This window comes from Sphaerisporangium sp. NPDC049457, from assembly GCF_055586705.1.
This window is the reverse complement of sequence record NZ_JBVJHR010000007.1, coordinates 175,440-201,650: the sequence shown is the minus strand read 5'-3', so window position 1 is coordinate 201,650 and position 26,211 is coordinate 175,440. Positions and strand designations below refer to the sequence as shown.

General features: G+C 69.8%; 28 protein-coding genes. 11 read left to right on the top strand and 17 right to left on the bottom strand.

The window, feature by feature from the left end; all coding sequences use genetic code 11:
• Positions 1 to 123: 123 nt before the first annotated feature.
• The 4 genes from ACZ6QO_RS13430 to ACZ6QO_RS13415 all read right to left on the bottom strand — a co-directional run bounded on the left by ACZ6QO_RS13430 (position 124) and on the right by ACZ6QO_RS13415 (position 3,697).
• Positions 124 to 1,629, bottom strand: a complete 1,506-nt coding sequence (locus ACZ6QO_RS13430) for a SulP family inorganic anion transporter (protein WP_465850489.1) — start codon at positions 1,627 to 1,629, stop codon at positions 124 to 126.
• Between the two features lie 347 nt (positions 1,630 to 1,976).
• Positions 1,977 to 2,375, bottom strand: a complete 399-nt coding sequence (locus tag ACZ6QO_RS13425) for a MerR family transcriptional regulator (protein ID WP_465850488.1) — start codon at positions 2,373 to 2,375, stop codon at positions 1,977 to 1,979.
• A 531-nt stretch (positions 2,376 to 2,906) separates the two neighbouring features.
• On the bottom strand, positions 2,907 to 3,509 hold the full coding sequence (locus tag ACZ6QO_RS13420; protein ID WP_465850486.1) for a hypothetical protein: 603 nt from the start codon (positions 3,507 to 3,509) through the stop codon (positions 2,907 to 2,909).
• Entirely contained in the window at positions 3,506 to 3,697 is a 192-nt protein-coding gene (locus tag ACZ6QO_RS13415) for a hypothetical protein (protein WP_465850484.1), read from the bottom strand. The genes ACZ6QO_RS13420 and ACZ6QO_RS13415 overlap by 4 nt, the downstream gene beginning before the upstream one ends.
• A 189-nt stretch (positions 3,698 to 3,886) precedes the next feature.
• On the opposite strand from ACZ6QO_RS13415, the gene ACZ6QO_RS13410 reads away from it, so the two are divergent.
• A complete protein-coding gene (locus tag ACZ6QO_RS13410; protein WP_465850482.1) occupies positions 3,887 to 4,729 on the top strand; it encodes a PP2C family protein-serine/threonine phosphatase in 843 nt (280 codons plus the stop codon).
• 95 nt (positions 4,730 to 4,824) lie between these two features.
• A complete protein-coding gene (locus tag ACZ6QO_RS13405; protein ID WP_465850481.1) occupies positions 4,825 to 6,141 on the top strand; it encodes an HD-GYP domain-containing protein in 1,317 nt (438 codons plus the stop codon).
• Between the two features lie 239 nt (positions 6,142 to 6,380).
• Here the strand turns inward: ACZ6QO_RS13405 and ACZ6QO_RS13400 are convergent, their stop codons facing one another.
• Complete coding sequence (locus tag ACZ6QO_RS13400) at positions 6,381 to 7,709, bottom strand: MFS transporter (protein ID WP_465850480.1); 1,329 nt, start codon at positions 7,707 to 7,709, stop codon at positions 6,381 to 6,383.
• 105 nt (positions 7,710 to 7,814) lie between these two features.
• On the opposite strand from ACZ6QO_RS13400, the gene ACZ6QO_RS13395 reads away from it, so the two are divergent.
• The 3 genes from ACZ6QO_RS13395 to ACZ6QO_RS13385 all read left to right on the top strand — a co-directional run bounded on the left by ACZ6QO_RS13395 (position 7,815) and on the right by ACZ6QO_RS13385 (position 9,165).
• Positions 7,815 to 8,033: a hypothetical protein gene (locus ACZ6QO_RS13395; RefSeq protein ID WP_465850479.1), complete on the top strand. Its 219-nt coding sequence runs from the start codon at positions 7,815 to 7,817 to the stop codon at positions 8,031 to 8,033.
• 79 nt (positions 8,034 to 8,112) lie between these two features.
• Positions 8,113 to 8,277, top strand: a complete 165-nt coding sequence (locus ACZ6QO_RS13390; protein ID WP_465850477.1) for a hypothetical protein — start codon at positions 8,113 to 8,115, stop codon at positions 8,275 to 8,277.
• A 162-nt stretch (positions 8,278 to 8,439) separates the two neighbouring features.
• Positions 8,440 to 9,165 carry a spermidine synthase gene (locus ACZ6QO_RS13385; RefSeq protein WP_465850693.1) on the top strand — a complete coding sequence of 242 codons (726 nt, stop codon included), beginning with the start codon at positions 8,440 to 8,442 and terminating at the stop codon, positions 9,163 to 9,165.
• Between the two features lie 20 nt (positions 9,166 to 9,185).
• Here the strand turns inward: ACZ6QO_RS13385 and ACZ6QO_RS13380 are convergent, their stop codons facing one another.
• Positions 9,186 to 9,497, bottom strand: a complete 312-nt coding sequence (locus ACZ6QO_RS13380; protein WP_465850476.1) for a hypothetical protein — start codon at positions 9,495 to 9,497, stop codon at positions 9,186 to 9,188.
• A gap of 315 nt (positions 9,498 to 9,812) precedes the next feature.
• The gene (locus ACZ6QO_RS13375; RefSeq protein ID WP_465850474.1) at positions 9,813 to 9,986 is read right to left on the bottom strand and encodes a VOC family protein; all 174 of its coding nucleotides are present in this window, start codon (positions 9,984 to 9,986) and stop codon (positions 9,813 to 9,815) included.
• Positions 9,987 to 10,424: 438 nt separating this feature from the next.
• Here ACZ6QO_RS13375 and ACZ6QO_RS13370 point away from each other — a divergent pair, with 438 nt between their 5' ends.
• The gene (locus ACZ6QO_RS13370) at positions 10,425 to 11,537 is read left to right on the top strand and encodes a serine hydrolase domain-containing protein (protein WP_465850473.1); all 1,113 of its coding nucleotides are present in this window, start codon (positions 10,425 to 10,427) and stop codon (positions 11,535 to 11,537) included.
• A gap of 31 nt (positions 11,538 to 11,568) precedes the next feature.
• Positions 11,569 to 12,171: a class I SAM-dependent methyltransferase gene (locus tag ACZ6QO_RS13365; RefSeq protein WP_465850471.1), complete on the top strand. Its 603-nt coding sequence runs from the start codon at positions 11,569 to 11,571 to the stop codon at positions 12,169 to 12,171.
• A gap of 46 nt (positions 12,172 to 12,217) precedes the next feature.
• Here the strand turns inward: ACZ6QO_RS13365 and ACZ6QO_RS13360 are convergent, their stop codons facing one another.
• The 8 genes from ACZ6QO_RS13360 to ACZ6QO_RS13325 form a co-directional block, all read right to left on the bottom strand.
• Positions 12,218 to 13,456, bottom strand: coding sequence for an iron-containing alcohol dehydrogenase (locus tag ACZ6QO_RS13360; protein ID WP_465850469.1), 1,239 nt, complete (start codon positions 13,454 to 13,456; stop codon positions 12,218 to 12,220).
• Between the two features lie 207 nt (positions 13,457 to 13,663).
• Positions 13,664 to 15,124, bottom strand: coding sequence for an NAD-dependent succinate-semialdehyde dehydrogenase (locus ACZ6QO_RS13355; protein WP_465850468.1), 1,461 nt, complete (start codon positions 15,122 to 15,124; stop codon positions 13,664 to 13,666).
• Between the two features lie 76 nt (positions 15,125 to 15,200).
• Positions 15,201 to 15,371 (bottom strand): hypothetical protein, encoded by a 171-nt coding sequence (locus ACZ6QO_RS13350; protein ID WP_465850466.1) that lies wholly within the window; start codon positions 15,369 to 15,371, stop codon positions 15,201 to 15,203.
• 23 nt (positions 15,372 to 15,394) lie between these two features.
• Positions 15,395 to 16,471, bottom strand: coding sequence for an ABC transporter ATP-binding protein (locus tag ACZ6QO_RS13345; RefSeq protein WP_465850464.1), 1,077 nt, complete (start codon positions 16,469 to 16,471; stop codon positions 15,395 to 15,397).
• The gene (locus ACZ6QO_RS13340; protein ID WP_465850462.1) at positions 16,471 to 17,538 is read right to left on the bottom strand and encodes an ABC transporter ATP-binding protein; all 1,068 of its coding nucleotides are present in this window, start codon (positions 17,536 to 17,538) and stop codon (positions 16,471 to 16,473) included. The genes ACZ6QO_RS13345 and ACZ6QO_RS13340 overlap by 1 nt, the downstream gene beginning before the upstream one ends.
• Entirely contained in the window at positions 17,538 to 18,449 is a 912-nt protein-coding gene (locus ACZ6QO_RS13335; protein ID WP_465850461.1) for a carbohydrate ABC transporter permease, read from the bottom strand. Before ACZ6QO_RS13335 ends, ACZ6QO_RS13340 begins: the two co-directional genes overlap by 1 nt.
• Positions 18,449 to 19,315: a carbohydrate ABC transporter permease gene (locus ACZ6QO_RS13330; protein ID WP_465850459.1), complete on the bottom strand. Its 867-nt coding sequence runs from the start codon at positions 19,313 to 19,315 to the stop codon at positions 18,449 to 18,451. Before ACZ6QO_RS13330 ends, ACZ6QO_RS13335 begins: the two co-directional genes overlap by 1 nt.
• Positions 19,316 to 19,395: 80 nt before the next feature.
• Positions 19,396 to 20,775 carry an extracellular solute-binding protein gene (locus ACZ6QO_RS13325; RefSeq protein ID WP_465850458.1) on the bottom strand — a complete coding sequence of 460 codons (1,380 nt, stop codon included), beginning with the start codon at positions 20,773 to 20,775 and terminating at the stop codon, positions 19,396 to 19,398.
• Between the two features lie 442 nt (positions 20,776 to 21,217).
• Between ACZ6QO_RS13325 and ACZ6QO_RS13320 the strand changes: the two genes are divergently transcribed.
• From ACZ6QO_RS13320 to ACZ6QO_RS13310, 3 genes are all read left to right on the top strand, one after another.
• Complete coding sequence (locus tag ACZ6QO_RS13320; protein ID WP_465850456.1) at positions 21,218 to 21,961, top strand: GntR family transcriptional regulator; 744 nt, start codon at positions 21,218 to 21,220, stop codon at positions 21,959 to 21,961.
• Between the two features lie 87 nt (positions 21,962 to 22,048).
• Positions 22,049 to 22,618 (top strand): DJ-1/PfpI family protein, encoded by a 570-nt coding sequence (locus ACZ6QO_RS13315; RefSeq protein WP_465850455.1) that lies wholly within the window; start codon positions 22,049 to 22,051, stop codon positions 22,616 to 22,618.
• Between the two features lie 19 nt (positions 22,619 to 22,637).
• The gene (locus ACZ6QO_RS13310; protein ID WP_465850453.1) at positions 22,638 to 23,459 is read left to right on the top strand and encodes an alpha/beta fold hydrolase; all 822 of its coding nucleotides are present in this window, start codon (positions 22,638 to 22,640) and stop codon (positions 23,457 to 23,459) included.
• A gap of 109 nt (positions 23,460 to 23,568) precedes the next feature.
• Here the strand turns inward: ACZ6QO_RS13310 and ACZ6QO_RS13305 are convergent, their stop codons facing one another.
• The gene (locus tag ACZ6QO_RS13305; RefSeq protein WP_465850452.1) at positions 23,569 to 24,159 is read right to left on the bottom strand and encodes a TetR/AcrR family transcriptional regulator; all 591 of its coding nucleotides are present in this window, start codon (positions 24,157 to 24,159) and stop codon (positions 23,569 to 23,571) included.
• Positions 24,160 to 24,316: 157 nt separating this feature from the next.
• Here ACZ6QO_RS13305 and ACZ6QO_RS13300 point away from each other — a divergent pair, with 157 nt between their 5' ends.
• Positions 24,317 to 25,336, top strand: coding sequence for an aldo/keto reductase (locus ACZ6QO_RS13300; RefSeq protein ID WP_465850450.1), 1,020 nt, complete (start codon positions 24,317 to 24,319; stop codon positions 25,334 to 25,336).
• 63 nt (positions 25,337 to 25,399) lie between these two features.
• Here ACZ6QO_RS13300 and ACZ6QO_RS13295 read toward each other — a convergent pair whose 3' ends face one another.
• The gene (locus ACZ6QO_RS13295) at positions 25,400 to 25,591 is read right to left on the bottom strand and encodes a hypothetical protein (protein ID WP_465850449.1); all 192 of its coding nucleotides are present in this window, start codon (positions 25,589 to 25,591) and stop codon (positions 25,400 to 25,402) included.
• Positions 25,592 to 26,211 lie beyond the last annotated feature (620 nt).

The window sequence follows — 26,211 nt, the reverse complement described above, 5'->3', positions numbered from 1 at the left end:
GCGCGGATTCGCCACGAAGCGCAGGTGCAGACGCTGCCGTCCGACACCGAGTTGCGGATCCTGCAGGTTCGTCCACGGGCCGGGTGACGTGCGACCGGCCACCAGGGGCGGCCGGCCATGGCGTCAGTGGCTGCCGGTGAGCTGTCCGGCGAGGGTGTCGTGGAGGCGGGCGCTGGGCTGGTTGAGGCCGATGATGGTGACCTTCTTGCCGCGGCTGGCGTACTTGGTCTCGATCGCGTCCAGGGCGGCGACGGAGGAGGCGTCCCAGACGTGCGCGTCGGTGAGGTCGATGACGACGTCATCGGGGTCGGTGGCGTAGTCGAACTGGGAGACCAGGTCGTTGCTGGAAGCGAAGAAGAGCTCGCCGGTTACCGCGTAGACCACCTGCTTGCCGTCGGGGTCGAGACAGGCGGTGACGTTGGCCAGGTGCGCGACGCGGCGGGCGAAGACCACCATGGCTGCCAGGCTGCCGACGACGACGCCGATGGCCAGGTTGTGGGTGGCGACGACGACGGCGACGGTGATGACCATGACGCCGGTCTCGCCCCAGGGCATGCGCTTGAGGGTGGTGGGGGCGATGGAGTGCCAGTCGAAGGTGCCGACCGACACCAGGATCATGACGGCGACCAGCGCGGCCATCGGGATCTGCGACACCCAGGGCCCGAAGACGATGCACAGCACCATGAGGAAGACACCGGCGCAGAAGGTGGAGATCCGAGTCCGGGCGCCGTTCTTGACATTGATCATGGTCTGGCCGATCATGGCGCAGCCGCCCATGCCGCCGAAGAAGCCGGTGACGATGTTGGCGATGCCCTGGCCGATGGACTCCCGGGTCTTGCCGGAGTGGGTGTCGGTGATGTCGTCCACCAGCTTGGCCGTCATCAGCGACTCCATCAGCCCGACCAGCGCGAAGGCGAACGCGTACGGGGCGATGAGGGTGAGCGTGTCCAGGGTGAAGGGCACGTCCGGCAGCCCGGGGATGGGCAGCGAGGACGGCAAGACGCCCTTGTCACCCACGCTGGGCACGGCCAGTCCCGCACCGAGCGTGATGGCGGTCAGAATGGCGATGGACACCAGCGGCGCGGGAACGGCCTTGGTGATACGCGGGAAGAACACCATCAGGGCCAGCCCGCCGATCACCAGCGGGTAGACCGCCCACGGTACGCCGGTGAGCTCGGGCACCTGCGCCATGAAAATCAAGATCGCGAGGGCGTTGACGAAGCCGACCATCACGCTGCGCGGCACGAACCGCATCAGCCTGGCCACCCCGAGCGCGCCCAGGGCGACCTGGAACACCCCGCCCAGAATGACCGCGGCGATGAGGTGGCCAAGGCCGTGCTCGCGGGCCAGCGGGGCGATCACCAGAGCCATCGCGCCGGTGGCGGCGGAGACCATGGCCGAGCGGCCGCCCACGATGGAGATGACCACGGCCATGGTGAACGAGGCGAACAATCCAACGCTCGGATCCACTCCGGCGATGATCGAGAACGAGATCGCCTCGGGAATCAGCGCCAGGGCCACCACCAGGCCGGACAGTATTTCGACACGGAGCACCTTGGGCGTCAGATGACGCAGGTCAGGGAATCGGAAACGGCGCGCGGCAAGGACAGGAGAAGACAACACGACCATCCATAGGGAAGGCGCGCAGCGCGAAGCGGCTACGCGAGCAGAGGGCAAGGCGCTACCAGGACAGGCTGACGCGGAGATATGGCAGCGCCGTGACATGGCGGTGACACCACCATGTCTGGCCGAATGGGATTACCGGATGCGGTCCGAGCGGCGCGGATGAACGGCAGGCTGGACGAGCACGATGAAATCCCCCGGGGTAGAACACTGTCGATAGACCGGCCCCCGGCGCGTCCGCGCTCTAGGGAGCATGCTCGCGTCGACACAGACGAGCAAGGTCCAAACTACCCTGACGTGAGAGTTAGGTCGAGCGGATGCGGGGTGAGAAACCTCTCACTGCCCGGCGAGGCTTAACGGGAAGACGCCGAGGAGGCCGCCTCCACGCGGGAGCGGCGCAGCTGCTCGGCGAACTCTCTGGCCATGGCCAGCTGCTCACGGAGCTTGTCGCCCCGGTCGGCGACGGCCCGCTCGAACATCTGCAACCTGGTCACAAGGCCGGGATCAGTGTCGCCGGCCGCCAGCCGGTCGGTGATGTCCAGCAGGTCGCGCATCTCCTCCAGGCTGAACCCGAGCGGCTTCATGCGCTTGACCAGCGCCAGCCGGCCGATGTCGGTTTCGCTGTAGAGGCGGAAGCCGCCCTGCGTGCGCTCCGGCACCACCAGGCCGACCTCCTCGTAGTGCCGGATCGTCCGCAAGGACAGCCCGAGCCGCTCGGCCACCTCGCCGATCTGCACCCGCCCGTCGGACATCCGATCCTCCACTGTCGTCGCTGACCCTGGCCCACTACGCCTACGAGGCGCACAACCTATCCTTACGTTAACTTAATCGCAGGTGAGTAGCGCGGTAGGAGCGCGAGGCGTTCTGGTGACGATACCCGGTTCCGCGGCGACGCCGGGAAAGGCAAGACAGAGCATGCCATGGCACATCGTCTGCCCGGCCTGCGGCGAGAGCGAAGATCTCAACAGCAGCACCGCAGAGGGCATCCTCATCACCTGTTAGTCCTACCAGGCGAACCGGCTGCGCGATTCCATCCCCGCAACCTGCACTATGTGCGGCGGCACCGACATCGAGTTCCCTCCTCAGGCTCTGACCCAGTACGCGCGGGGTTGGCAGGCGTTCCTTCGTCGGCTGGCGACGCGAGCCGTTCTCCGCCGGCTGCGCCGCGGCCAAGCCGCGCCGACGCGGGTACGACAGGGAGCGTCTTGCTCCTTCTGCCCGAATCTCCCTCCGGCGAGCAGTAGGACCGCTGCTCGCGCAAGCCGTCGTCCTCGGGCCCGGTGTCATCCCGGGTCGTGCCCCGGCATGCGTCCATCGAGCCGGGCGAGTTCGGCCAGGAGCCGATCGGGAGGCCCGGCCAGGGACGGGTCCCCCAGCAGAAGCTCCAATACGTCCCGGCTGGACTGACAACGCACATGGCCAGCAGGCGGGTGCGGGCGACTCGATCGCGCGCCGCTGCGGCCTCGACCACGATTCCGCACGCAATGCGCGGCCAGTTCAGCGGCCAGAGGGTGCAGATGACGTAGGCGGCGCAGCCGGGCCGGGCGTATTAGCACGGATGGGCCGGCTCGCTCACGGCCGCGAGGCCGCAGACGCGCGGCCAGGACTCGCGGCACGGTCAGCGTGCCCGCCCGCGCCCGGCATTCCTGCGCCAGCACGGTCAAGCGCCCCGCCCGGCCACGCAGGCGCGTGAGCAGGAGCCGGGCGTACAGGTCGAACAGGTGCGTGCGCTGATCGACCGTACGCGGCTCCCACCGCGGGCCCAGTTCCAGGACGCCGTCCTGACCGTCGGCCGCCAGCTGCTGCTGCGCCTGCAGGGCCGCGGCGGGCGTCAGCGCGATGGCGACATCACGGTGATGCCGCCGTCCGCCGTAGCGGTCGGTCATGCCGGCGAGACGTCGGGCAGGCTCTCGATGGCGACGATGTTGTCACGATGGATGTCGCTGACGATCACCCATTGCCCGCTGGTGTCGTCGACCCTTTCGAAGAGCACCGATGAGCCGTCCCGGCGGCTGCGGTGAGCCGCGAGGAACAAGACGGCGTCATCGATGAGGGTGATGCGGAAGCGCTTCATAGGTGCCCTCCTGACGCGATGCGCGGCAATGCCGCCCCAAGAAGCCTACCTTAACGTTAGGGTAGATTCGGCTGTGCTAGTCCGCCGTTCTCGCCCGGAGGTGCACCTCATGTCCGATCGCCGCCGCTGCTCGCTCACGCGTGCAGCCCGTCTCCCGGCGCCTTCGTCACTGACGTGGCCGCGTGCTTCATGAGCGTCCTGAGCGTCGCCGCCGCCTCGGAGCCGGGCCTGCTGCGGCGGAACAACCAGGATGCGGCCTATGCGGGCCAGCGGCTGCTGGCTGTGGCCGACGGCATGGGCGGTCACGCGGGCGGTGAGATCGCGAGCCGGATCGCCATCGAGACCGTGGCCGCTCTCGATCAGGACATCGGGGACGATGTGCTGAGCCTGCCCGGGCAGGTAGCGCTCGGACAACTACCGCTCGGGCAGCCGGCGCTCGGGCAACACGCGCTGAGGCAGGCGGTGCGGGAGGCGGCACGACGGCTACGGGAGCACACCGATCGCGACCCGAGTCTGCTGGGCATGGGCACCACCCTGTCTGCATTGCTGTGGATGGACGGGCACATCGCTTGTGCGCACATCGGCGACTCGCGCGCCTACCTGCTGCGCGGCACCGCGCTCTACCAGCTCACCCGAGACCACACCCTGGTCCAGATGCTGCTGGACAACGGGCAGATCACCGCTGAGCAGGCCGCGGTGCATCCCCGTCGTGCGATGCTGTCGCGCGCGCTGGATGCCGGCGAGGACGTCGAGTGCGATCTGTGGACGGCTCCGGCCGAGCTCGGCGACAGGTATCTATTGTGCACCGACGGGCTCAGCGGCGTGGTGCCCGCCGAACACCTGCTGCAGGTGCTGTCCAGCATGGCCGCACCCGATTTGGCCGTCGCCTGCCTGATCGATCTGGCCTACCGGCACGGCGCACCCGACAACGTGACCTGTGTGGTGGCTGACATCCACGACGATGGGAAGGGAGCGTGGCCGGAGCGCACCACCGAGATGCGGGTGGGATCGGCGGCCCCGGCAGTGAGATGACGGCCGGCGATGCCACCACCGACCACAGGAGCGACCGGCTCCGAACGGCCCTCGGCACCGGAGATGACAAGATGCGAACTGATCGGACAGCTCGGATGGCCGCGGTGCTCGGACTGCCCTCTCGGGCGAAGGCGTACCTGCTCATGGTGCTGCTTGCCGCCGGCACGCTGGAGGTGCGCGCCGTCACGCTGCTCCACCACGACGTCGACGATCACTGGCCCGTGCTGCTGGTGCTGTCGCTCCTGTTCGTGGTGTGCGAGTCGATGCCGACCCCGCTCATGGTGCGCCATGCGGCGGTCTCGCTGAGCTTCTCGGCGGTGCTGGCCGCCGTGGTGCTACTGGGGCCCGAGGGCGCCGCGCTCGTTGGCCTGACGGCGGCCCTCACTGTTCGGCCCGGCGTGCCGTTGGTGAAGCGGCTGTTCAACGGCGCCCAGTTCGTCGTGTGCGGGTACGTCGCCGGATGCGTCTTCCTTACGCTGGGCGGGGAGAGCCGCATGCCCCAGGTGGGCGATTTCGGCCAAGTGCTGGTGCCGTTCGCCGGGGCCGCGCTCGTGTTCGTGCCGCTCAACCTGGTGCTGACCGCAGGGATGCTCACGCTGGCCGGCCAGCACGAGCGGCTACCCGCGAGCAGCCTGGCGTTGCTGGCGGTGTCCTATCTCGGATATACGGGCTTCGGTCTGCTGATCGCCGGGCTGTGGGTCAGTGTGCGGTCGATCTCCGCGGTCCTCATTCTGATCCCGCTGTTCGTGGCCCGCTGGGCGCTCGGCCACTACCGGGCTGAGCGGCGGGCTAGGGAGTCCACCATCGCCGCGCTGGCGCAGGCGGTGGAGACCAAGGATCCCTACACGCGAGGGCACTGCGCGCGCGTCGCCGAGGGCGCAACCATGATCGCGCGGGAGATCGGCATGGGAGCGCACCGGCTACAAGCGCTGCGGTATGCGGGCCTGCTGCACGACATCGGCAAGCTCGCAGTGCCGACCCCGATCCTGCAAAACCCGGGCCGTCCGACGGAAGAAGAGTTCGCGGCGATTCAACGGCATCCTGTCTACGGGGTGGAGATCGTGCGCGACATCGGCTTCCTCGCCGAGGCGTACGCGGGCATCATGCATCACCACGAACGCATCGACGGCAGGGGATACCCGATGGGCCTGGCCGGCGCGGAGATCCCCGAGTTCGCCCGGATCCTGGGCGTGGCCGACGCATTCGATGCCATGACCTCCGACCGGTCCTACCGCGGAGCCAAATCGGTCGAAGACGCCATCCAGGAGCTGCGCGAGGGAGCCGGCACGCAGTTCGACACCGCATACGTGTCGGCGTTCCTGAAAGCCCTCGAACGCGGTGACAGCCGACTGGCGGGCTCGGCAGCGCCGCCCTCGGCCGGCAAGCCCTCCAGAGCCGGGGCGGAACCGTGAGGCGTGCGCGGCCGCACCGAAGGATTCCGGGGGCCGCTGCCGCTGAGCCTCGTCGACGAACGCCCCCGCCGATGGGACCCGGATCGAGCGCGTCAGCTGAGTGCCGTCGGTGCCGCCGCGGCCGGCCTGGGTGAGGGGGAAGATCCCGGGACGGCCGCGGCGCAAGGCACCGGTGGGCCCGAAGCGGGAGAGCACGCGGCGAAACGGAACCCCGCTGCAGGCCCGAACAGACTCTACCCTCACGGGAGGGTAGAGGGAACCCGGAGACTGGAGACAGCCGCGACGCGCGGCAGCGGCACGAGGAGAGCGGTCACCGCGATGACGGCAGGCACAGCCGACAGGATGAGCACCACCGGCGTATACGAGCCGTTCAACTCCTGCCCCAGCGCCAGCACGATCGGGCCGAACGCGGTCGAGGCCACACTGACGAAGTGCACGATGCCGCGAATGGCGCCCAAATGTCTGGTGCCGAAATGGCGAGGGATCACCGCCACCTCCACCGTCCGGATCGCACTGCCGGCGGCGCCCAGCAACAGAGCGAACACCAAAGCCCGCCAACCGGCCCCCACCTGCGGCAGCCACCACATGCCCGCGGCAAGCACCAGCATGCACACCGCGATCATCGGCCGGGCCGAGAACCGGTCGCACAACGGTCCCACCGCCAGCGAGATCGCCAGGCCCGCGAGTGTCTGCGGCAGGAAGTTGGCCGCCGCCTCGGTCGCGGTCATGCCGTGCTCGGCCAGCAGGGAGATCTGATGGAAGGCCAGCGCGGTAGAGAGCATCCCGGACGCGGCCACCCCAGCGGTGATCACCCAGAACAGTGGGGCCCGCAGCGCCTGGCCGACTCCGACGCCGATCCCGCCATCACGCGGCACGCCGCCGTCGCGCACGGGCGGCCGACCGCGCAGGCCGAAGATCGCCAACGGCAGCAAGACCACCCAGATCACCAGCCCCTGGATGGTCCAGGCTTCGCGCCAGCCCATCTCGGCGATCAGCCGTTCGGTGAGCACCGGGGTCAGCGAGATGCCCATGCCGCCGATCGCGGTCGTCACCCCGGACACACTGCCCCGCCGCCGGTCGAACCACAGCGCCACCGCCGTCGTGGCCACCAACGTCAGTGCTCCCTGACCCGCCAGCCGTACGCCGACATACCCGACAGTGAGCCCGGCCAGATCCGTCACCCACGACAGGCAGAGCAGGACCGCGCCGAAGCCTGCGGCGATCGCGATCGCGAGCCGGCGCACCCCCCACCGGTCGATTGCGCGGCCGATCCAGGGCAGGGCTGCCGCTCCGGTCAGCGTGCCGATGAGGTAAGCGGTGCTGATCTGCGTCCGGCTCACGTTCAAATCGGTGATGAGCGGATCGACGAAGATCGACAGTCCTACGGTCTGGCCGGGAGCCGTCAGGGCGATGGCGGCGGTGGCGCAGAGCATGATCCGCCACTGCGAGCGGCGGATCCGGCCCTGTTCTGCGGATCGGCGGCGTGCGGGAGCGCGCGTGACGGTGTGCAGCAGTTCTCCAAGTGATCTCGGGCGGCCGATGAGCGCCGGCCGCCGGATGGTGGGCATCCCCAGCGGATGCCCACCACGTGAGCTAATCTCTCGTAAGGGTAATTCGGTTCCGAGCGATGTCCTCATCGCGGACCGCGGACCAGCATCCATCGTGGAGAATCCATGCCGACTTTTCGCATCCGCACCGCCGACGGGCGGGAGCACACCTGCCAGGCGAGCCGATGGCGCACCGACAGCAGTCACGCATATTGGGAGAATCGCAGCTCGGGCACCTGGTCGCAGGTGATGTTCCTGCCGTTGGGCGAGGTGTCCCGCGTCCAGCGGCGGCTCAACGAACCGGACGGCCGCTGGACCTGGATCACCGAACTGGACCAGTCATGATCTACACGAGGAGGCCTTGCCAAGGAACCTGTCTCTCCTTTGACGTAAGGGTAGAAAGGCAGCGGAGGGAGGCCACATCATGGCCACGAACGAGCTGCTCACCGGTACCCGGGATGAGCTCGACAACCTCGTCGGCCTGCTGCGTCAAGATCTCCAGGCGGCCGACACCCTGGACCGATCGCTGCGCGAGAGCCGGGAGCGGGCGGAGAAGACCAAGAAGCTGCTCGCCGCCCATCCGCACTGACCCGTTGAGGCCGGCGGGCGGCACCGCCGTCGCCTGCCTCACCAATCCTAGCGGCCCCGCCCATCTTGCCGATCTCGTCGGCCCGGGGCGGCGATCCACCCTCCCAAGCCTGGCAGGCTCGGCTGATGTCACACCACCCAGCCGGGATGGGGAGAACAGATGATGGACGTCCGGTTCGAAGAGCTCGACTTCCGGCCCACCCCGCTCGGCGAGCTCAGCCTGCGACGCAGACGGGAACCATCACTCGGCGTGGAGGTGTATGAGATCAAGCTGGATGACGACTTCCTGATGTCCAGCCTGTTCACCGAGGCCGAAACCCAGCTCGCCACGCTCGCCCTGGCCGCCTGCGGCGAGAAGGAGCTGGATGTCGCGGTCGGCGGGCTCGGCCTCGGCTACACCGCACGAACGGCCCTGGACGATCCGCGCGTGCGCTCCCTTGTCGTCATCGACGCGCTGGCCGAGGTGATCGAGTGGCACCGGCGCGGGCTGCTGCCCCTCGGCGCCGCCCTGGCCGCCGATCCGCGCTGCAGGTTCGTGCACGGCGACTTCTTCGCGATGGCCGCTTCCCCGGCCGGGCTCGACTCCGACGCCGCAGGCCGGCGTTTCCACGCGATCCTGGTGGACATCGACCACGCCCCGGACCATCTCCTGCATCCGCGCCACGCGGCCTTCTACCGCCCCGCCGGTCTGGCCCGGCTGGCCCGGCACCTGCACCCCGGCGGCGTCTTCGCCCTGTGGTCGAACGAACCGCCGCAGGAGGCGTTCCTCGCCGTGCTCGAACAGGTCTTCACCGCCTCCCGGGCACACGTGGTCACCTTCCGCAACCCGCTGCAGGGGCGTGAGGCGGCCAATACCGTCTATGTCGCCACCGCCGGCTCGATACCGTAGGTCGCGGGCCGATCCGCGGGTCAGACCGGAGGAGCCAGGTCCAGCGCGCTGGGCAGCGCGTCGAAAGCCTCCACCACGCGGCCGATGAGGCGTTCACGTCCACCGTAGTCCTTGCCCTTGTTCTTTCCCGCGGGGATGACCAGCTTGGCCGCGATCTCCGGCACGGGCACGCCGCGCTCGCGCAGGCTGCGCGCATAAGCGACCATGTCGTCGTCGAACACCTTCGGCCGCCCGCCGTGGCGGCCCCCCGCGCCGGGCCCTCGGCCCAGGCCCGGCCCCCGACCGGCGGGCGTGCGCACCTCGAGCTCGGCCCGCAGCTGCGGCACCAGCATGAAGCGCGGCGTGTGGTACTTCGGCGGCAGGCGCTGCTCGCCGGCACCTCACACATGGGACAGTCGAAGGCCTCGACCGCGGCCGCCGGGTCAGGAAGATCGCTCATGTCGCGAAACCCAACGCGAGCCAGAGAACCCAATTTTGAGAGAAGTTATGAGAACGACGGCCAGCGACAAACCGGATACCACTCGGTGGTGCGCCACGGTCTGTCAGAACTGAGCATCTCTGCGAAAACACCACGCGCGAGCGAAGCTCTGCGCTGGGGCGGCTCCGCGCACACCGTGTCACCCCGCCGGCGGAGGGCTCGATGGCGTTCACGCCGGGGACATCACCTCATACAGATTGCGAGCGGCGTCGACGAAGAACAGCCCGCGCGGGCACAGCGGGTGATCGATCCGGCCGTTGTCGGGATGGGCCGGGTGATCGCCGAACGCGACGCCGTGCTCGCGCAGGCGGGCCAGGATGCCATCGAAGGTGGCCGGGTCCACTCGACGCTCATCGCCGGTGCTCGCCGGCGGGGGGTGGTTTCAGTCATGCGATCAACGGTATGGAGTGAATACTCACTCCGCCACTGGTTTTCGTGCGAGAAGTCGCATCGCTGACGGAAACCAGCGGTCAGTCGAGCCGCTGGCTACGCGGCTCACCGCCCCTTTCTCTCGTACTTGGTCTGCGCCCCATGCAGTCCCGCCGCGCGGAGGTCGCCGGAGGTGCGCCAGGGCCGCCCCGCGTTAAGCAACTTGTGTTGACTAATTCAGATCAGTCAACTAACGTTGCCTACATCCGCTGCGGCGCCCCACTCGTCGACGGCGAGCCGACCCGCGGCGGGACGACCCACCCGATTCGCGCACCAGCGCTCTCGCGGCAGTCGGCGGCTTCCGCCCCTTCCGCGTCTACTTCCATGCCTACGTCCATGCCAGGGAGGCACCATGTCCATGTTCGGCGCCCGTAGGGGCCTGCTCGTGGCCGCTTTGACCGTGGCGAGCACCGCCATGATGAGTTCCAGGATTTCCCGGGCCGCCGGGGCCTCCGCGGCTTCCGCGGCCGACCGCGGCGGGGAGCACGCCGGTCTCCAGCGAGCGCTCGACCGGGCCGTCGCCGACGGCGGCGGTCCCGGCATCGTCGCCGAGCTCAGAGACGGCCGCACCGCGCCGTGGTTCGGCACGGCGGGAGTCGCCGACATGACGACCGGCGACCGGCGGCGTCCCGGTGAGCACTTCCGCATCGGAAGCCTCACCAAGGCGTTCACCGGCACGGTGGTCCTGCAACTGGTGGCCGAGGGCAGGCTGACCCTGGACGACACGGTGGCCGCGTGGCTGCCCGGCGTGGTCGAGGAGCACCTCGGCGCGGACGGCGCCGCGATCTCCGTCAGGCAACTGCTCAACCACACCAGCGGGCTTCCCGACGCGATCCTCGGCCAGGAGACTCCGCGCCCCGAAGAGCCCGGCGGGCGTTTCGTCTACTCCAAGGTCAACTACACCCTCGCGGGCATGATCGCCGAGCTTGTGACGGGCGCGACGCTCGCCGAGGAGATCGAGCGCCGCGTCGCCGGTCCGTTGCGCCTGACGGGCACCTACCTGCCGGGCGCCGGCGACACCATCCGTGACCCGCACGCCCGGCACTACTCCAAAGCCGACCAGATCGGCCGTCCCGCCGAGATCCACGACGTGACCGGCGCCGACCTGAGCTGGGCCGGCGCCGCCGGGGGCATGGTGTCGACCACCTCGGACCTGCAGGTGTTCCTGAGGGCCCTGCTGCGCGGCCGCCTGCTCCCGCCCGCCCAGCAGGCGGAGATGTTCACCACCGTCTCGACGGAGGGCTCGGGCTGGGTGCCGGACACCAGGTACGGCCTCGGCGTCTACGCCCAGAAGCTCTCGTGCGGAGCCACCCTCTGGGGCGGCGGCGGTTACATCCAGGGCTCCATGACGTACGCGATGGGCGACCGCGAGGGCACGCGCACGCTGGTGAGCAACCTGAACGGCGACTGGAACGACTTCCAGGACACCTTCACCGGCCTCTACGAGACGACCGAAGACCACTGAGGCCACGGCGGACGCCTGGCAGGATGAGCACATGACAGCGCGGAACGGCAGGCGATGGAACCACAACATCCATCACCACCCCCGCATCCTGCGCGCGATCCCCGACGGCGCGCGGAGCGCACTCGACGTCGGCTGCGGCGAGGGCATGCTGGCCCGCGAACTCCGGCGGACGGTGCCGCACGTCACCGCCATCGACCTCCACGGGCCCAGCATCGACCAGGCCCGCGAGCACCCGGACGACGTCGGCTACATCCTCGGCGACTTCCTCACCCACCCTTTCGAGCCCGCCTCGTTCGACGTCGTCGCGTCGGTGGCCACCCTGCACCACATGGACGCCGCCACCGGGCTGGCCCGCATGCGCGACCTGGTGCGCCCCGGCGGCGTCCTGGCCGTCGTCGGCCTGGCCCGCAGCAGCATGCCCGGCGATCTGCCGCGCGACCTCGCCGGCGTCGCCGCCGGCGCCTTCCACCGCGCCGCGAAGGGCCACTGGGAGCATCCCTCCCCCAGAGTGTGGCCGCCGCCGGTGACGTACACGCAGATGCGGGCGCTGTCCGCCGAGATCCTGCCCGGTTCCGAATACCGCCGCCATCTGCTCTTGCGCTACAGCGTCATCTGGCGCAAGCCGCGGGACTGACCCCGGGGCCGAGCGGCGGGGAACTCGTCGGCGTGCGGAAGGCCCGTCACCGTCTCTGCTCCGAAGTCGAGACGTGCCGGGTCCGCTCCCCGGTCCAGGCCGCTTCGAGGATCGCGGTCAGGCTGGCGGTGTCGGCCGGGCCCGGATGGTTCTGGATCAAGCGGGTGACGCCACCGGCCATCTCCGCGAAGCGCGGGAGGTCGGCGCGCGCCACGCCGATGTCCGCCAAGGTGGCAGGGATGCCGATGCCGGCGAGGAGCCCGTCGAGCCAGGTGAGGAACGCGTCCGCGGCCTCGGCGTCCGAGGCGCCGGCCACGTCGAGCCCGCACACCCGGGCGAGGACGGCCAGCCGGTCGCCGATGGCATCCCTGGCCGCGTCCAGCGCGTAGGGCAGCAGCAGCCCGACGCCCAGGCCGTGCGGCGTGTGGGTGGCCGCGCCGATGGGGTACTGGAGGGCGTGCGGGGCCCCGTTGCCCGCGTGGGCGAACGCGAGCCCGGCCAGCATGGACCCATAGGACATGTCCGCGCGCGCGTCCTTGTCGCCTCCGTCCCTGACGACATGGGGCAGGCTGCGGGCGATCCGCTCCGCGGCCAGGAGCGCGTAGTGGTCGGTGATCGCGTTGCGGCCGAGGAACACCTGCTCCACCGGGTCGCGCGGCCCGTGGGCCCGGGGCCGCGCGGTGTAGCTCTCCACCGCGTGACAGAACGCGTCGATGCCGGAGTGGGCGGTGACGGTCGCCGGGCAGGTGTAGGTGAGCTCGGGGTCGACGATGGCGAAGTCGGGCACGATGTGGACGCTGGAGACCCCGACCTTGAGCTCGCGCTCCGGGTCGGTCAGCACCGAGACGGGCGTGAGCTCGGAGCCGGTGCCCGACGTCGTCGGGACCGCGACGAGAGGCATCGTCGGCCCCGGCACCTTCGACTCGCCGTAGAAGTCGCGCGGCGTCCCGCCGTGGCGCCGGATGACGCCGACGATTTTGGCGAGGTCGATCACCGTGCCGCCCCCGATGGCGAGGAGCACGTCGGCGTCCACCTCCGTGGCGGCCGAGACGGCCAGGGCGACATCGTCGAGCGGCACGTCCGGAGTCGCGTCGGCGAACACCCCGACGACTTCGACCTTCTCCCGCACGGCGGCCACGATCTCGGCCACGCCCGGCTGCCCCAACAGAACCCGGTCGGTCACGATGAGGACGCGCGAGCCGCACTCGGCCACCACTCGCGGGATGTTCTGCGCGACCCCTTCGCCCACTATCAGCTGGCGTGGCCCGCGGACGGTCTCAAGCATGTCGGTGCCTCTCTGGAACGTCGGCGGTGTTTTGCCGGGCGGCGGCCGCGTCCGTGGCGCGCGCACCGGCGGAGTCGGCGGCGTCCCCGGGTGCCGGCGGATTCGTGCCGGCCATGGCCCAGGTCCCGCCCCACGGGTGCGGGCCGGTCAGGTCATGCGCGCACACGGCGCGGTGATCCTCGGCGGGCACCCGGAGCTGCAGGCCGGTCACGGCAGGTCGATCGCCGCGTAGGTGACGTCGAGGTACTCGAGGATGCCCTCGTGCGACCCCTCCTTGCCGATCCCGGACTGCTTCACGCCTCCGAACGGAGCCGACGGGTCGGAGATCAGACCGCGGTTGACGCCGACCATCCCCGTCTCCAGCCCCTCGGTGAACCGGAGCGCCCGCTGGAGGTCACGGGTGAAGACGTATCCGACCAGGCCGTGCTCGGTGTCGTTGGCCTTCGCCATCACCTCGTCGTCGGAGGTGAACGAGATGATCGGCGCCACCGGGCCGAAGATCTCCGTCTCCAGCATCCGCGCGTCCTCGGGCACGTCGACCAGGACCGTGGGCGGGTAGAAGTGACCCGGCCCGTCCGGGCGCTCGCCGCCCACCACGACACGGGCGCCGCGACCGACCGCGTCGGCGACCAGCTCGTCGATCTTGGTGACCGAGGCCTCGTCGATCAACGCCCCGACGTCCACGCCGTCGTCGAGACCATGGCCCACCGAGAGCGCGCCCATCCGCTCGGCGAAGCGGGCCGTGAACTCCTCGCGCACCGGCTCCTCGACGTAGATCCGGTTGGCCGCGATGCAGGACTCCCCGATGTTGCGCATCTTGGCCACCATGGCGCCGTTGACCGCGACGTCCAGGTCCGCGTCGGCGCACACGATCAAGGCCGCGTTGCCGCCCAGTTCCATGGAGGTGCGCAGCACGTTGTCCGCCGCCTGCCGTAGCAGCACGCGCCCGACCTCGGTCGACCCGGTGAACGAGAGCTTGCGGGTCCGGCGGTCGGCCAGCAGCGCCGAGACCACCTCGCCGGCGCGCCTGGTCGTCACGATGTTGACGACGCCCGGGGGAACGCCGACCTCCTCCATGATGCGGGCCAGGAGCAGCATGGTGAGCGGCGTCTGGGCCGCCGGCTTGGTGATCGTCGTGCAGCCCGCCGCCAGCGCAGGAGCGATCTTGCGGGCGCCCATGGCCAGCGGGAAGTTCCACGGCGTCACGAAGACGCACGGTCCGACCGGCTTCGGCACGGTGAGGACGCGATAGCCGCCGCCGGGAGCGGTGTTGTAGCGCCCCTCGACGCGCACCGCCTCCTCGGCGAACCAGCGGAAGAACTCGGCGCCGTAGGCCACCTCTCCCCGAGCCTCGGCGAGCGGCTTGCCCATCTCGAGCGTTATCAGCCGGGCTACCTCCTCGGACCGCTCGGTCAGTGCCCGGTACGTCGCGGTCAGCAACTCCGACCGTTTTCGCGGCGGGGTCGCCGCCCATTCCGCCATCGCCTTGCTCGCCGCCTCCAGAGCGGCGAGCCCGTCGGCGACGCCGGCGTCCGCCACCTCGGCGATGGTCTTGCCGGTGGCCGGGTCCTCGACGGCGAAGGTGGCTCCGCCGGCGGCGTCGCGCCAGGCGTCGCCGATCCGGAGCCGCCGGTGCTCGGGGGCCAGGACGTCCATCGGGTCACTCATTGCGTCGCCTCCTGTGCTGTTCTTGGTGCTGTCCGGCGTGACCTCGGCGATCGCGCCACGCGCGTTGACGAACGGATCACCCGGCCTCGCCGGAGGCGAGGTCGCCGAGCGGGTCGAACGTGGCCCCGGCCTTAGGGCGAGGCCCCGCGCCACCGATCGCCTTCCCCGGCCATGGCCGCTTGCGCGTCGTCAGGCCGTGCTCACCGGTGACGGTCCGCCGGGGCTCGATCGCCGCGTGCGGGCGCATGCCGACGTCGCCGCGCTGCGCGGTTACCGCCCGGCCTCGGACAGCGCCAGCCCGGTGCCCGCGTCGAACAGGTGCGCACGGTCCAGGTCGACCGTGACGTGCAGCCGCTCGCCCGGCGTACCGGTGACGGTGGGTCGTGCCTTGACCTTGAGGATCTGCGTCCCCACTCGGACGTCGACCAGCGTCCGGTCGCCGAGCGGCTCAAGGCCGTAGAGCTCACCCGGCAAGGACGCGTCCCCGCGCTGCTCGACGGACAGGTCCTCCGCGCGCAGGCCCAGCATCAGCGGACGGCCGTCCTCGGCCGTGGTCCAGCGGGGCCGCGGCAGCGTCCAGCCTTCCGCCCCGACCAGACGATCTCCCTCGGCGTGGCAGGCGAGCAGGCTGATCGGCGGGCTCCCGACGAAGCCCGCGACCCACTGGTTGGCCGGACGCTCGTACACCTCGGCCGGCGTCCCGACCTGTTGCACCTTCCCCTCCTTGAGCACCGCGACCTGGTCGGCCATGGACAGGGCCTCGACCTGGTCGTTGGTCACGTAGATGAAGGTCGCCCCGAGGCTGCGGTGGATGCGGGTGAGCTCGGTGCGCATCTCGACGCGGAGCTTGAGGTCGAGGTTCGTCAGCGGCTCGTCCATGAGGAACGCGCGCGGGCTACGGACCAGCGCCCGGGCCAGGGCGACGCGCTGCATCTCACCGCCCGACAACTGCGCGGGACGACGCTGCAGCAGGCGTTCGATGTGCAGCAGGCTCGACATCCGCTCGACGGCGGCGGCGATCTCGCTCGAAGAACAGCGGCGTGCCCGCAGCGGCGAAGCGATGTTCTCGTACGCCGTGTGCCGCGGGTAGAGGGCGTAGCTCTGGAAGACCATGGCCAGGTCGCGTGCGGCCGGGGTGTCACCGGTCGCGTCCTTCCCGTCCAGGTGCACCGACCCGGCGTCGAGCTTCTCAAGGCCGGCGATCGCTCGCAGGGTCGTCGTCTTGCCCGCCCCGGAGGGCCCGAGCACGACGAAGAACGAGCCGTCCGGCACGTCCAGGGTCACCCCGTCCAGGGCCTGGACCTTGCCGAAGGACTTGCACAGCCCGCGTACTGACACGGTTCCCATCAGGCCACCAGCTCTTCCGTGTTCAGGTCGTAGACCGCCGGGGGCCCGCCGGTGTGCCGCAGCCCGACCGGTGCGTCCGCGGCGAAACGGACGGTCGGTGGCATCCGCACCCGTACGTCGCGCTCGCCGCCGTGGTCGACCACGTAGATGATCTCGTCGCCCAGCCACTCCGCCGACACCACGCGGGCCGGGACCGAACGTTCCGCCCCTGGTTCTGTGACTTCCAGCGCCTCCGGCCGGACGCCCGCGACCAGGGAACGGTCGCGCGGCAGGTTCGGCGGTGGCGTGAGGACCAGTCCGCTCTTGCTGCGCAGCTTCCCGTCGGCCACCTCCACCTCGATCAGGTTCATCGGCGGAGAGCCGATGAACGCCGCGCAGAAGAGACTCGCCGGACGGTCGTAGACCTCCAGCGGCGTGCCGATCTGCTCGACGCGGCCCTTGTTGAGGATGGCGATCCTGTGGCCGAGCGACATCGCCTCGACCTGGTCGTGGGTGACGTAGACCATCGTCGTCCCCAGCTCCCCCTGCAGGTGCTTGATCTCCGTGCGCATGTCCGCCCTCAGCTCCGCGTCCAGATTGGTGAGGGGTTCGTCCATGAGGAACGCGCGCGGTCGCCGCACCAGGGCGCGAGCGAGCGCGACGCGCTGCTGCTCACCGCCGGACAGCCGGTGCGGTCGCCGGTCCAGGAGCGGTCCGAGCCGCATCAGCCGGGCGGCCTCGTCGACCCGCTCCTGTACCTCCGCCTTGGGCAGTCCCTCGGCCCGCAGTGGGAACGCCAGGTTGTCGCGGGTTCTCAGGTGCGGGTAGAGAGCGTAGAACTGGAACACCATGGCGATGTCGCGCTCGGCGGGCGGCAGGTCGTTGACCAGCGTGTCGCCGATGCGGATGTCGCCCGTCGTCTGCCTCTCCAGCCCGGCTATGGCCCGCAGCGTGGTCGTCTTGCCGCACCCCGAAGGGCCGAGCATCACGAACAGCTCGCCGTCGCCGATGGACAGGTCCACGTGTTCGACCGCGACCGTCCCGTCCGGGTAGCGCTTGTGCAGCGCGGTCACCTCGATGCCCGCCATCAGCGTCGCACCGCCCCGAGCGTCACGCCGGCGACGAGGTGCTTGCGCACCAGGTAGGCGAAGACGAGCACCGGCAGGGCGAACACCACGGAGGCGGCGGCCACGAGACCCCAGTCCACGGTGGTACCGCCGATGAGGCCGGCGATGGCCGGCGGGGCCGTCCGCACGCTGTCGCTGGAGGTGAGGAAGATGGCGAACACGAACTCGTTCCACGAGAAGATGAGGGCGAAGACCGCCGTCGCGGCGATGCCGGGCAGCAGCAGGGGAAGGGTGAATCGCCAGAACGCCTGCAGGCGGGTGTAGCCGTCGAGCATGGCGGCGTCCTCGTACTCCGCGGGCACCTCGTCGACGAACCCCTTCATCATCCAGATCGTGAACGGGACGTTGAAGGCGGCGTAGATGAGGATCAGGCCGAGCTTGCTGTCGATGAGCCCGACCTGGCGGTACATGAGGAAGATCGGGATCACGACCACCACGGGCGGCATGAAGCGGGTGGACAGGATGAAGAACAGCTGGTCCTTCTTGGCCTTCACGGCGAAGCGCGAGTAGGCCCAGGCCGCCGGCACCCCCAGCACGGTGGCCAGCGCCGTGGACACCCCGGCGACCACGACGGAGTTGAGGAACGAGACCGACAAGGCCGAGCGGCCGCCGCCGGAGGCGACGAACACGTCCCTGAAATGGTCCAGCGTGATCGTGAAGTCGAAGAACTTGGCCGGGATGGCGTAGACGTCCCGGTTCTCCTTGATGGAGGTCTCGATCATCCACAGCGCCGGGAAGAGCATCACGACGGCCAGGACGGTCAGCAGCGCGACTTCCAGCACCGAGCGGCCCCGGCCGCCGAGGCGGCGCGCGGGGGGCCTGCGATCGCGGACAGGACCTGTGGACACGGCCTCGTCGACGGAGACGGCCATCAGTCCTCCTTGAGCTTGTTCAAGTAGCGGAGGTAGAGCTGCGTGAGGACGATGACGACCAGGACCATGAGGATCCCGTACGCCGACGCCGTTCCGGTGTTGAAGCCCAGGAACGCGACCTTGTAGACGTGGAACGACAACGTCTCGGTGGAGACCCCGGGACCTCCGCTGGTGAGGATGTAGACGAGGTCGAACAGCCGGAAGGCCTCGATGGCCCGGAACAACACGGCGATGAGGAGCAGCGGCCACACCAGCGGAAGAGTGATGGTGCGGAACCGGAACCACTCCGACGCCCGGTCGATCGAGGCGGCCTCGTACAGGTACTTGGGGACCGCGGTGAGGCCCGCGAGCGCGATGAGCATGATGAACGGCGTCCACTGCCAGGTGTCGACCACGATCAGGGAGACCAGTGCCGTTCGCTGCCGGGTGAGCCACTCCACCTGCCCCAGGCCGAGCGAGCCGAGCATGCTGTTGATCACGCCGAACTGCGCGTCGAGCATGAATCGCCAGAACAGCCCGACCACGACCGGCGACAGCATCATCGGAACCAGGAACAGCGTGGTCAGCAGTCCTCGCCCGTGCGTGCGCCGTGAGATCAGGTACGCGATGCCGAAACCGAGCACGGTCTGCAGGACGACCGCGCCGACCACGTAGATCAACGTCGTCAGGGCCCTCAGGTGGACCTGCGCCGAAGCCAGGATGGCGGTGTAGTTCTCGAACCACACGAAATGGGCGGAGCCGCCGCGGGTGGCCGAGTAGTCGGTGAAGGACAGGTACAACGCCCACAGCAGCGGGAACACCGACATCGCGAGCAACAGCAGCAACGCGGGAGAGATGAAGGCCACCGCGAGCCGGCGGTCGGTCAAGCGGCTGGACCGCCCCGGTGCAGGCGGCGTCGCGGACGCCACCTGCACCGGGTGCTCGGTCGTCAGAGGGACGGGGTCACTCACAATCCGCCGCCGCCCTTGCGGCTGCCGGAGTCGAGCACGCTCTGCTGCTCCTTGGCGATGTCGTCGAGCGCGTCCTTCGGGCTCTTCGCGCCGTTGAGAGCCGCGTTCACGTTGGTGTTCTCGATGTCGACGAGACGCGCGTACTCGGGGACGTTCCACATGTCCCGCATCCGCGGCACCGAGTCGGTGTACACCTGGTTGAACGGCCCGGCATTGAGGAACTCGGGCGACTCCAGGGCGTCCGTACGCGACGGCACGCCGCCGGCGGCGGCCCACTTCTTCTGGATGTCAGCCTGCTCGAACCACTTCATGAAGTTCAGGGCCTCCGCCTGGTTCGCCTCGGAGGAGTAGGCCGACACGTGCATCCCCATGCCGCCGAGAGGCACCAGGTTCGTCTTCTGGCTCGGCAGGGTGGCGAAACCCAGCTTCTCGAGAATCTGCTCCCGCGTGGTGCCGAGCGTCGACTGCTTCGGGTCGAGCAGGCCGCCGCTCGCGGCGATCCAGTTGAACGCGATGCACGCCTTGCCCTGGGCGACCGCCGCGTTCACCTCGTCGATGAACCAGTTGCCGGAGCCCTTGGCTGTCAGCGGCTTCATCTTGTTGACCAGGACGTCCATCGCCTCCTGGCCGGCGGCGTCGTTGAGGACGCCGTTGATCTTACGCGACTTGGCGTCCCAGAGGTTGCCGCCGTAGACGCCGTTGACCGTGTTGTAGGTCACGGCTGCGGCGTCGGAGCCGTTGGCCTGGTGGAAGGCCAGCCCGCTGACGCCGGGGTTCTCCGTCTGGCACTTCTCGGCGGCCGCGATCATCTCGTCCCAGGTCTGCGGCGGCTTGTCGCCGATCAGGTCCTTGCGGTAGATCATCGTCCAGGTGTCGCCGAGCAGCGGCAGTCCGTACAGGCTGGCGTTCTCGTCGCGCTTCCCGGTCTCCGCCTGGGGGAACTGGCCGTAGGCCGCCAGGAGGTACGGGTTGTAGGCATTGACGTCGATGTTCTTCTTGACGAAGTCGGTGATGTCGAGGATGTTGCCGTTCGTCACGGCCTCGCCGATGTGCTGCGAGTCCAGGATCGGGATGTCGAAGTCGGTCTTGTGCGCCGCGAACTGGGTGAACATGGCGTCGTGCCAGTTCGCGTTCGGCACGGTCTTGACCTTGATGGTGACGTTCGGCCGCTGCTTGGTGTACTCAGCGTTCGCGAAGGCTTCCAGCGCCTTGGCGGGGGGCCATTCGAACCAGATGAAGCTGAGGGTGAGCGGGTCCTTGGTGAGCTCAGGGATGGTCGCCGGCGCCTTCGGGGCGCTCGCGTTCGCGCCGCCGTCGTCGCCGCAGGCCGCCAGGGTGGTGGTGGCCAGCAACATGGCCGCCGCCGCCAGCTGCACCTTCCGCCGGGGAACGGACGGTCGTCCTATTCGTTTTGGATACCGCATCTTCTTGCCTGCTTTCTGGGGGGGACCTCTGGAGCCGTGCTGCGTGCTTCGCCGAGCGGTTGCCGGGTTGTTCAGGCGTGTTGCCGGCTGTCGCAGGGCTGACCCGCAGACCGGCGTCACGAGTACGCCGCGACGTGATGGGGGCTTAAAAGCAGTCGAGAAGTCCTTCGGTCCTTGTGCGGCCCGGTGGTGAATCGAGTAGGACGTCGAGCGTGCTCATAGGAGCTCCAACTGATCGAAGCGGAGCGATGGCGGGCGGTTCCGCGAGGGGTGGGGGGTTGGCCAGCATCCGCCACCTTTCCTATACGATCCGAGTGGGGGCGTCAACATCCCGCAGCGTTGCGACCGTTGTCAACAGGTCCCCGGAAAACGCAAGAAAGGACCTCACGTCACGATGGACGACGAAGCGATGATCGTGCGGCGCCGTGGGGCCATGACGGGCGGCACGCCGCAGGGAAGATCCCGCGGCCGGCTCGCCGACAAGGTGTACGACACGCTGCTCGGACAGCTGATGTCGCTGCGGATCGAACCGGGCTCCCGCGTCACGATCGACGTCCTGGCGCGGGAGCTGGGGGTCTCGCAGACGCCGATCCGAGACGCGCTCAACCGCATGGAGGCCGAGGGCCTGGTCGTGCGCGTGCCCCATGCCGGTTATCGCATTCCCCCACAGATCACCCGTCACCGGTTCGAGGACATGCTCGAGCTCCGCCTGCTCCTCGAGCCGGCGGCGGCGCGCAGATCCGCGGAACGCGCGTCCTTGACGCAGGTGGCCGGTCTGCGGCGAATGCTGGAGGAGATGGAGGAGCTGGAGGGTGGCAACGGGCCCCTGGCCTATGGCGCCTTCGGGCTACGCGACGCCGCCTTCCACGACCTCGTCGCCCTGAGCGCGGAGAACCAGGTCATCCGCGAAGCGCTCGCCCGCCTGCACACGCACGTGCACCTGTTCCGGCTCCTCCACGACACCCAGGTCACCCACCTGGCCATGGCCGAGCACGAAGCGGTCGTGGCCGCGATCGCCGCGCGCGACCCCGACGCCGCCGCCTACGCCATGCGCCGGCACATCCTGCTGTCGGGCGAGCGGTTCCGGCGGTTGTTCGATGAGGTCAAGGGCGCTGACGGAATGGCGGTAAAGGCTTGACGGGCGGGCCGGGCCGAGGAATGCTAACTCAACCAGATCGGATCGGATCGGATCCACCTCACCCGCCTCAGATGCGAGGAGAAGCAGGTGCCCAGAGCGCTGCTCCTTACCGGCGACGCCGCCGAGGAGCTCGACACCATGTATCCCTACTACCGCGTGCAGGAGGGCGGCTGGGACGTCGACGTCTCGTCACGCACGATGCGTGACGTTCAGCTGGTCATCCACGAGTTCGACCCCAACTCCGACGCCTACGTCGAGAAGGACGGCCGGAAGCTGCCGGTCGACGTGCCCTGGGCCGATGTCGACGTCGAGCGCTATGACGCCCTCATCATCCCCGGAGGACGCGCCCCCGAGTGGATCCGGGTCGACGCCGACGTCAGGCGCATCACCGAGCACTTCTTCGCGCGCAACCTGCCGATCGCGCTGGTGTGCCACGGCGCGCAGGTGCCCGCCGTGTACGGGCTGCTGAAGGGCCGGAAGACGGCGTGCTTCCCCCCCATCACCGGTGACATGGAGAACGCGGGCGCGACGGTCATCGACGCTCCCGACGTCATCGACGGCAACCTGGTCTCCTGCCGCGGGTGGCCGGACATGCCGCAGTTCGGCCGGGCGATGATGGAGGTCTTCTCGAAGTCCGTCAACTCCGCATCGGCATGAGCACACCTGGCCTGTCGCGGTGACGGCACTTCGGACCGTCACCGTCGGCGGCTCCCCCGTCCACGTCATGGAGAGCGGCGCCGGGCCCGCGGTGCTGATGCTGCACGGCTCCGGACCCGGTACGACCGGATCCGGAGCCTGGGCGGCGACGGCACAGGCGCTGGGCACGTCGTTGCACCTGGTGGCTCCTGACCAGGCGGGGTTCGGCCGCACACCGGTCCCGGCGGGCTCCAGGGGCGGGCTCCGGCTGTGGACCGAGCAGGCCGCGGGCCTGATGGACGCTCTCGGCGCCGAGTCCTACGCCGTGGTGGGTCACTCCATGGGCGGTGCCGTGGCGCTGGCGCTGGCGGCCGCGCGTCCCCGGCAGGTCACCGGTGTCGTGGCGGTCTCGACGATGGGCGCCCCCGGGGCGCCGCTGTCCGCCGGGCTCGACGCGGTCTGGGCCGCCCCCGCCGGCCCGCTCGGGGCACGGGACATGCTGAGCCGCCTCGTCTTCGACCAGGCACTCGTGACCGAGTCGGCCGTCGCCGCCCGTGCGGCCGCGATGCGAGCGGGGGCGGCCGCGTACGCGTCGCTGTTCCCGCCGCCCAGGGCGCGCTGGGCAGACGATCTCACCCTCTCGGCGCGAACGCTGGCAGCGATCCGCGCGCCCGTGCTGCTCGTCCACGGCGCCGAGGACCAGGTCACTCCGCTCGCGACGGCGGCCCTGCCCCTGCTCGAACACCTGGCCGATGTCCGTCTGTACGTGTTCGGCCGATGCGGGCACGTGCCGGCGCTCGAGCACCCGCACGACTTCAGGCGACTCCTGTCGTGCTTCCTCGGCGGGGAACGAGGTCGGTAATCGCTGCGACCGGTTCCCGGCCCGTGCTCAAAACAGATCAGCGGATTCGGAACATGGTTCCGCCCGCGTACGGCGAGCGCCGGGAACCGTATTCCGATACGCGCGGCGGCTAGCGCGCAGGGCGTAGTCCCGCGACGAGGAGTTCGACCAGCCGGCGCGCGTCGTAGCGGGGATCGTTGTCCGCGCCGATGCAGAGGTTTCCGACGCCGCGCATGAGTTCGTAGGCTTCCACGCCGGGGCGGATCTCGCCGGCGGCGGCCGCGGCGTCGAGCAGCCGTGCGCACACGGGCATGAGCCGGTCGATGAAGTAGGCGCCCAGCGTTTCGAAATCGGCGTCGCCGGGCGACAGCACGGCAGCGAGTCCGTGCTTGGTGGCCACGAAGTCGACGAACAGGTTGACCCAGCGTCCCAGCGCGGCGTAGGGGGTCGCACAGCTTTCCAGCAGGGCCGGACCGGCTTCGGCGCAGGCCTCGACCTGGTGCCGGTAGACGGCGATGATGAGATCGGCTCGCGTCGGGAAGTGACGGTAGATCGTGGCCACCCCGACGCCCGCCCTGGCCGCGATGTCGCGCACCGGCGCCTGTACGCCCGAGGCCACGAAGACCGCCGCGGCGGCGTCGAGCAGCGCCCTTTCGTTGCGCCGGGCGTCGGCCCGTTTGCGCGGGGCCGCACGCCCCGCGCCGCCCTGGCTGTCGTCCACTCTGCCGTTCCCTCCACCGTCGAGCTTGCTAAACGGAACGACGTTCCTTATCGTTACAGGAACACGGTTCCGTTTGGCCATGATGTCAGAGCACGAGCCGACGGCCAAGCCGCGCACTCAGCCGCGGCGCTTTCACCCGCAATGGAGGAACACCCTCATGCAGTACCGCACCTTGGGCCGCACCGGTGTGCAGGTCAGCTCCCTCGCGCTCGGCGCGATGAACTTCGGCAGGATCGGGCGCACCACCCAGGAGGAGGCCACCGCCATCGTCGACGCCGCCCTGGAGGCCGGCGTCAACCTCATCGACACCGCCGACAGGTACGGCGACGGCGAGTCCGAAGAGATGGTCGGCAAGGCCATCGCCGGCCGCCGCGACGACATCGTGCTGGCCACGAAGGCGGGCATGCCGATGGGCGACGAGCGCAACCACCGGGGCAGCTCGCGCCGCTGGCTGGTCACCGAGCTCGACGACAGCCTGCGCCGCCTCGGCGTCGAGCACGTCGATCTGTACCAGATCCACCGGTGGGACCCGGAAACCAGCGACGAGGAGACGCTGTCGGCCCTGACCGACCTGCAGCGCGCCGGCAAGATCCGTTACTTCGGCTCCTCGACCTTCCCGGCCTACCGCCTCGTACAGGCCCAGTGGGCCGCCCGGGAGCACCACCTGAGCCGGTACGTCACCGAACAGCCCAGCTACTCGATCCTCCAGCGCGGGATCGAGACCCACGTCCTGCCCGTGACCGAGCAGTACGGGATCGGCGTGCTGGCGTGGAGCCCGCTGGCCTCCGGCTGGCTGTCGGGCGCGGTCCGCGAGGGCCGGGAGATCACCACCAGCCGCTCGGCGCTGCTGCCCGAGCGCTTCGATCTGTCCATCCCGTCCAACCGCGCCAGACTCGACGCGGTCGAGCGGCTGGCGAAGGTGGCCGACGAGGCCGGCCTGACGATGATCCAGCTCGCGCTCGGATTCGTTACCGCGCACCCGGCCGTGACCAGCGCGATCATCGGCCCCCGCACGCCTGACCACCTGCGCTCACAGCTCGCCGCGGCGGACACCGTGCTCTCCGCCGACGTCCTCGACGCCATCGACGCGATCGTCGCCCCCGGCGTCGACCTCGCGCCGCACGAGAAGTTCGACACTCCGCCCGCCCTGCTCGACGCGTCGCTCCGCCGCCGCTGACCGCTGCCGTCGGCGCCCGGCGCGCCCGCCCCCGCCGAAGGACCCGCGTCCAGGGAGATCAGGTCACCGTGGGCGTTCGGCGCGCGTCGCCTCGGTGTGCTCGGCCGCCTGCCGTTCCGCCTCCTCGGGAGTGCGGCCCGCCTCGCGGGCCACGATGTAGGCGGCGTACCAGTGCGACCAGTGATGCTCGGGAGCGGTGGCCTCGTACGCACCGTGGTGCTCCTCGGCCTCGCGCAGCAGCGCGGTCAGGCTCATGACGTCCATCGGTCACCGGCCCGGCGGGCGCGTCGAGATGTCCAGCGTCCAGCCGCCGCCGTCCGGGTCGCCGACGCCGGGAACCGGCACGAGGACGACCTCGAGTTCCATGTCCATGAGCTGAACACCTCGTTCTCGCGGGAGCCGGGCGCCGAACGGCGCCCGTCGCTATCACCGTCGCACACCCACGACCCGTTCGCGCCCGGAAGACCCCATGATCGGTGCCGCGGCCCTGCCGGGAACTCTCCTGCGCCGACGGCACCGGCGTGCGCGGCACGCGGCCGCCTCATGAGAGCCTGAGAAGGTTGCCGTCCGCAGCGGACGAGCAACGGCAAGGGGACGAACCACTCCTTGCCACTCTCAACGTATAGCGCACCGGGGGGCTTGCGGCAAGACCCCGGTCATGCCGCACAATCGACGGCCGAGGCCGGAACCTGCGGAAACGGGGCTGTGAAATGCGGGTGTCGTCGTCGGTGCACGTGTCGTACGGGGACTTCGAACCGTCGGCGGGGCGGGGGGGGGGGGGGGGGGGGGGGGGGGGGGGGGGGGGGGGGGGGGGGGGGGGGGGAAAAAGAGTCGGGGGAAGCAATCCGTGACGAACGAACCTGCGCGAAAAAAAT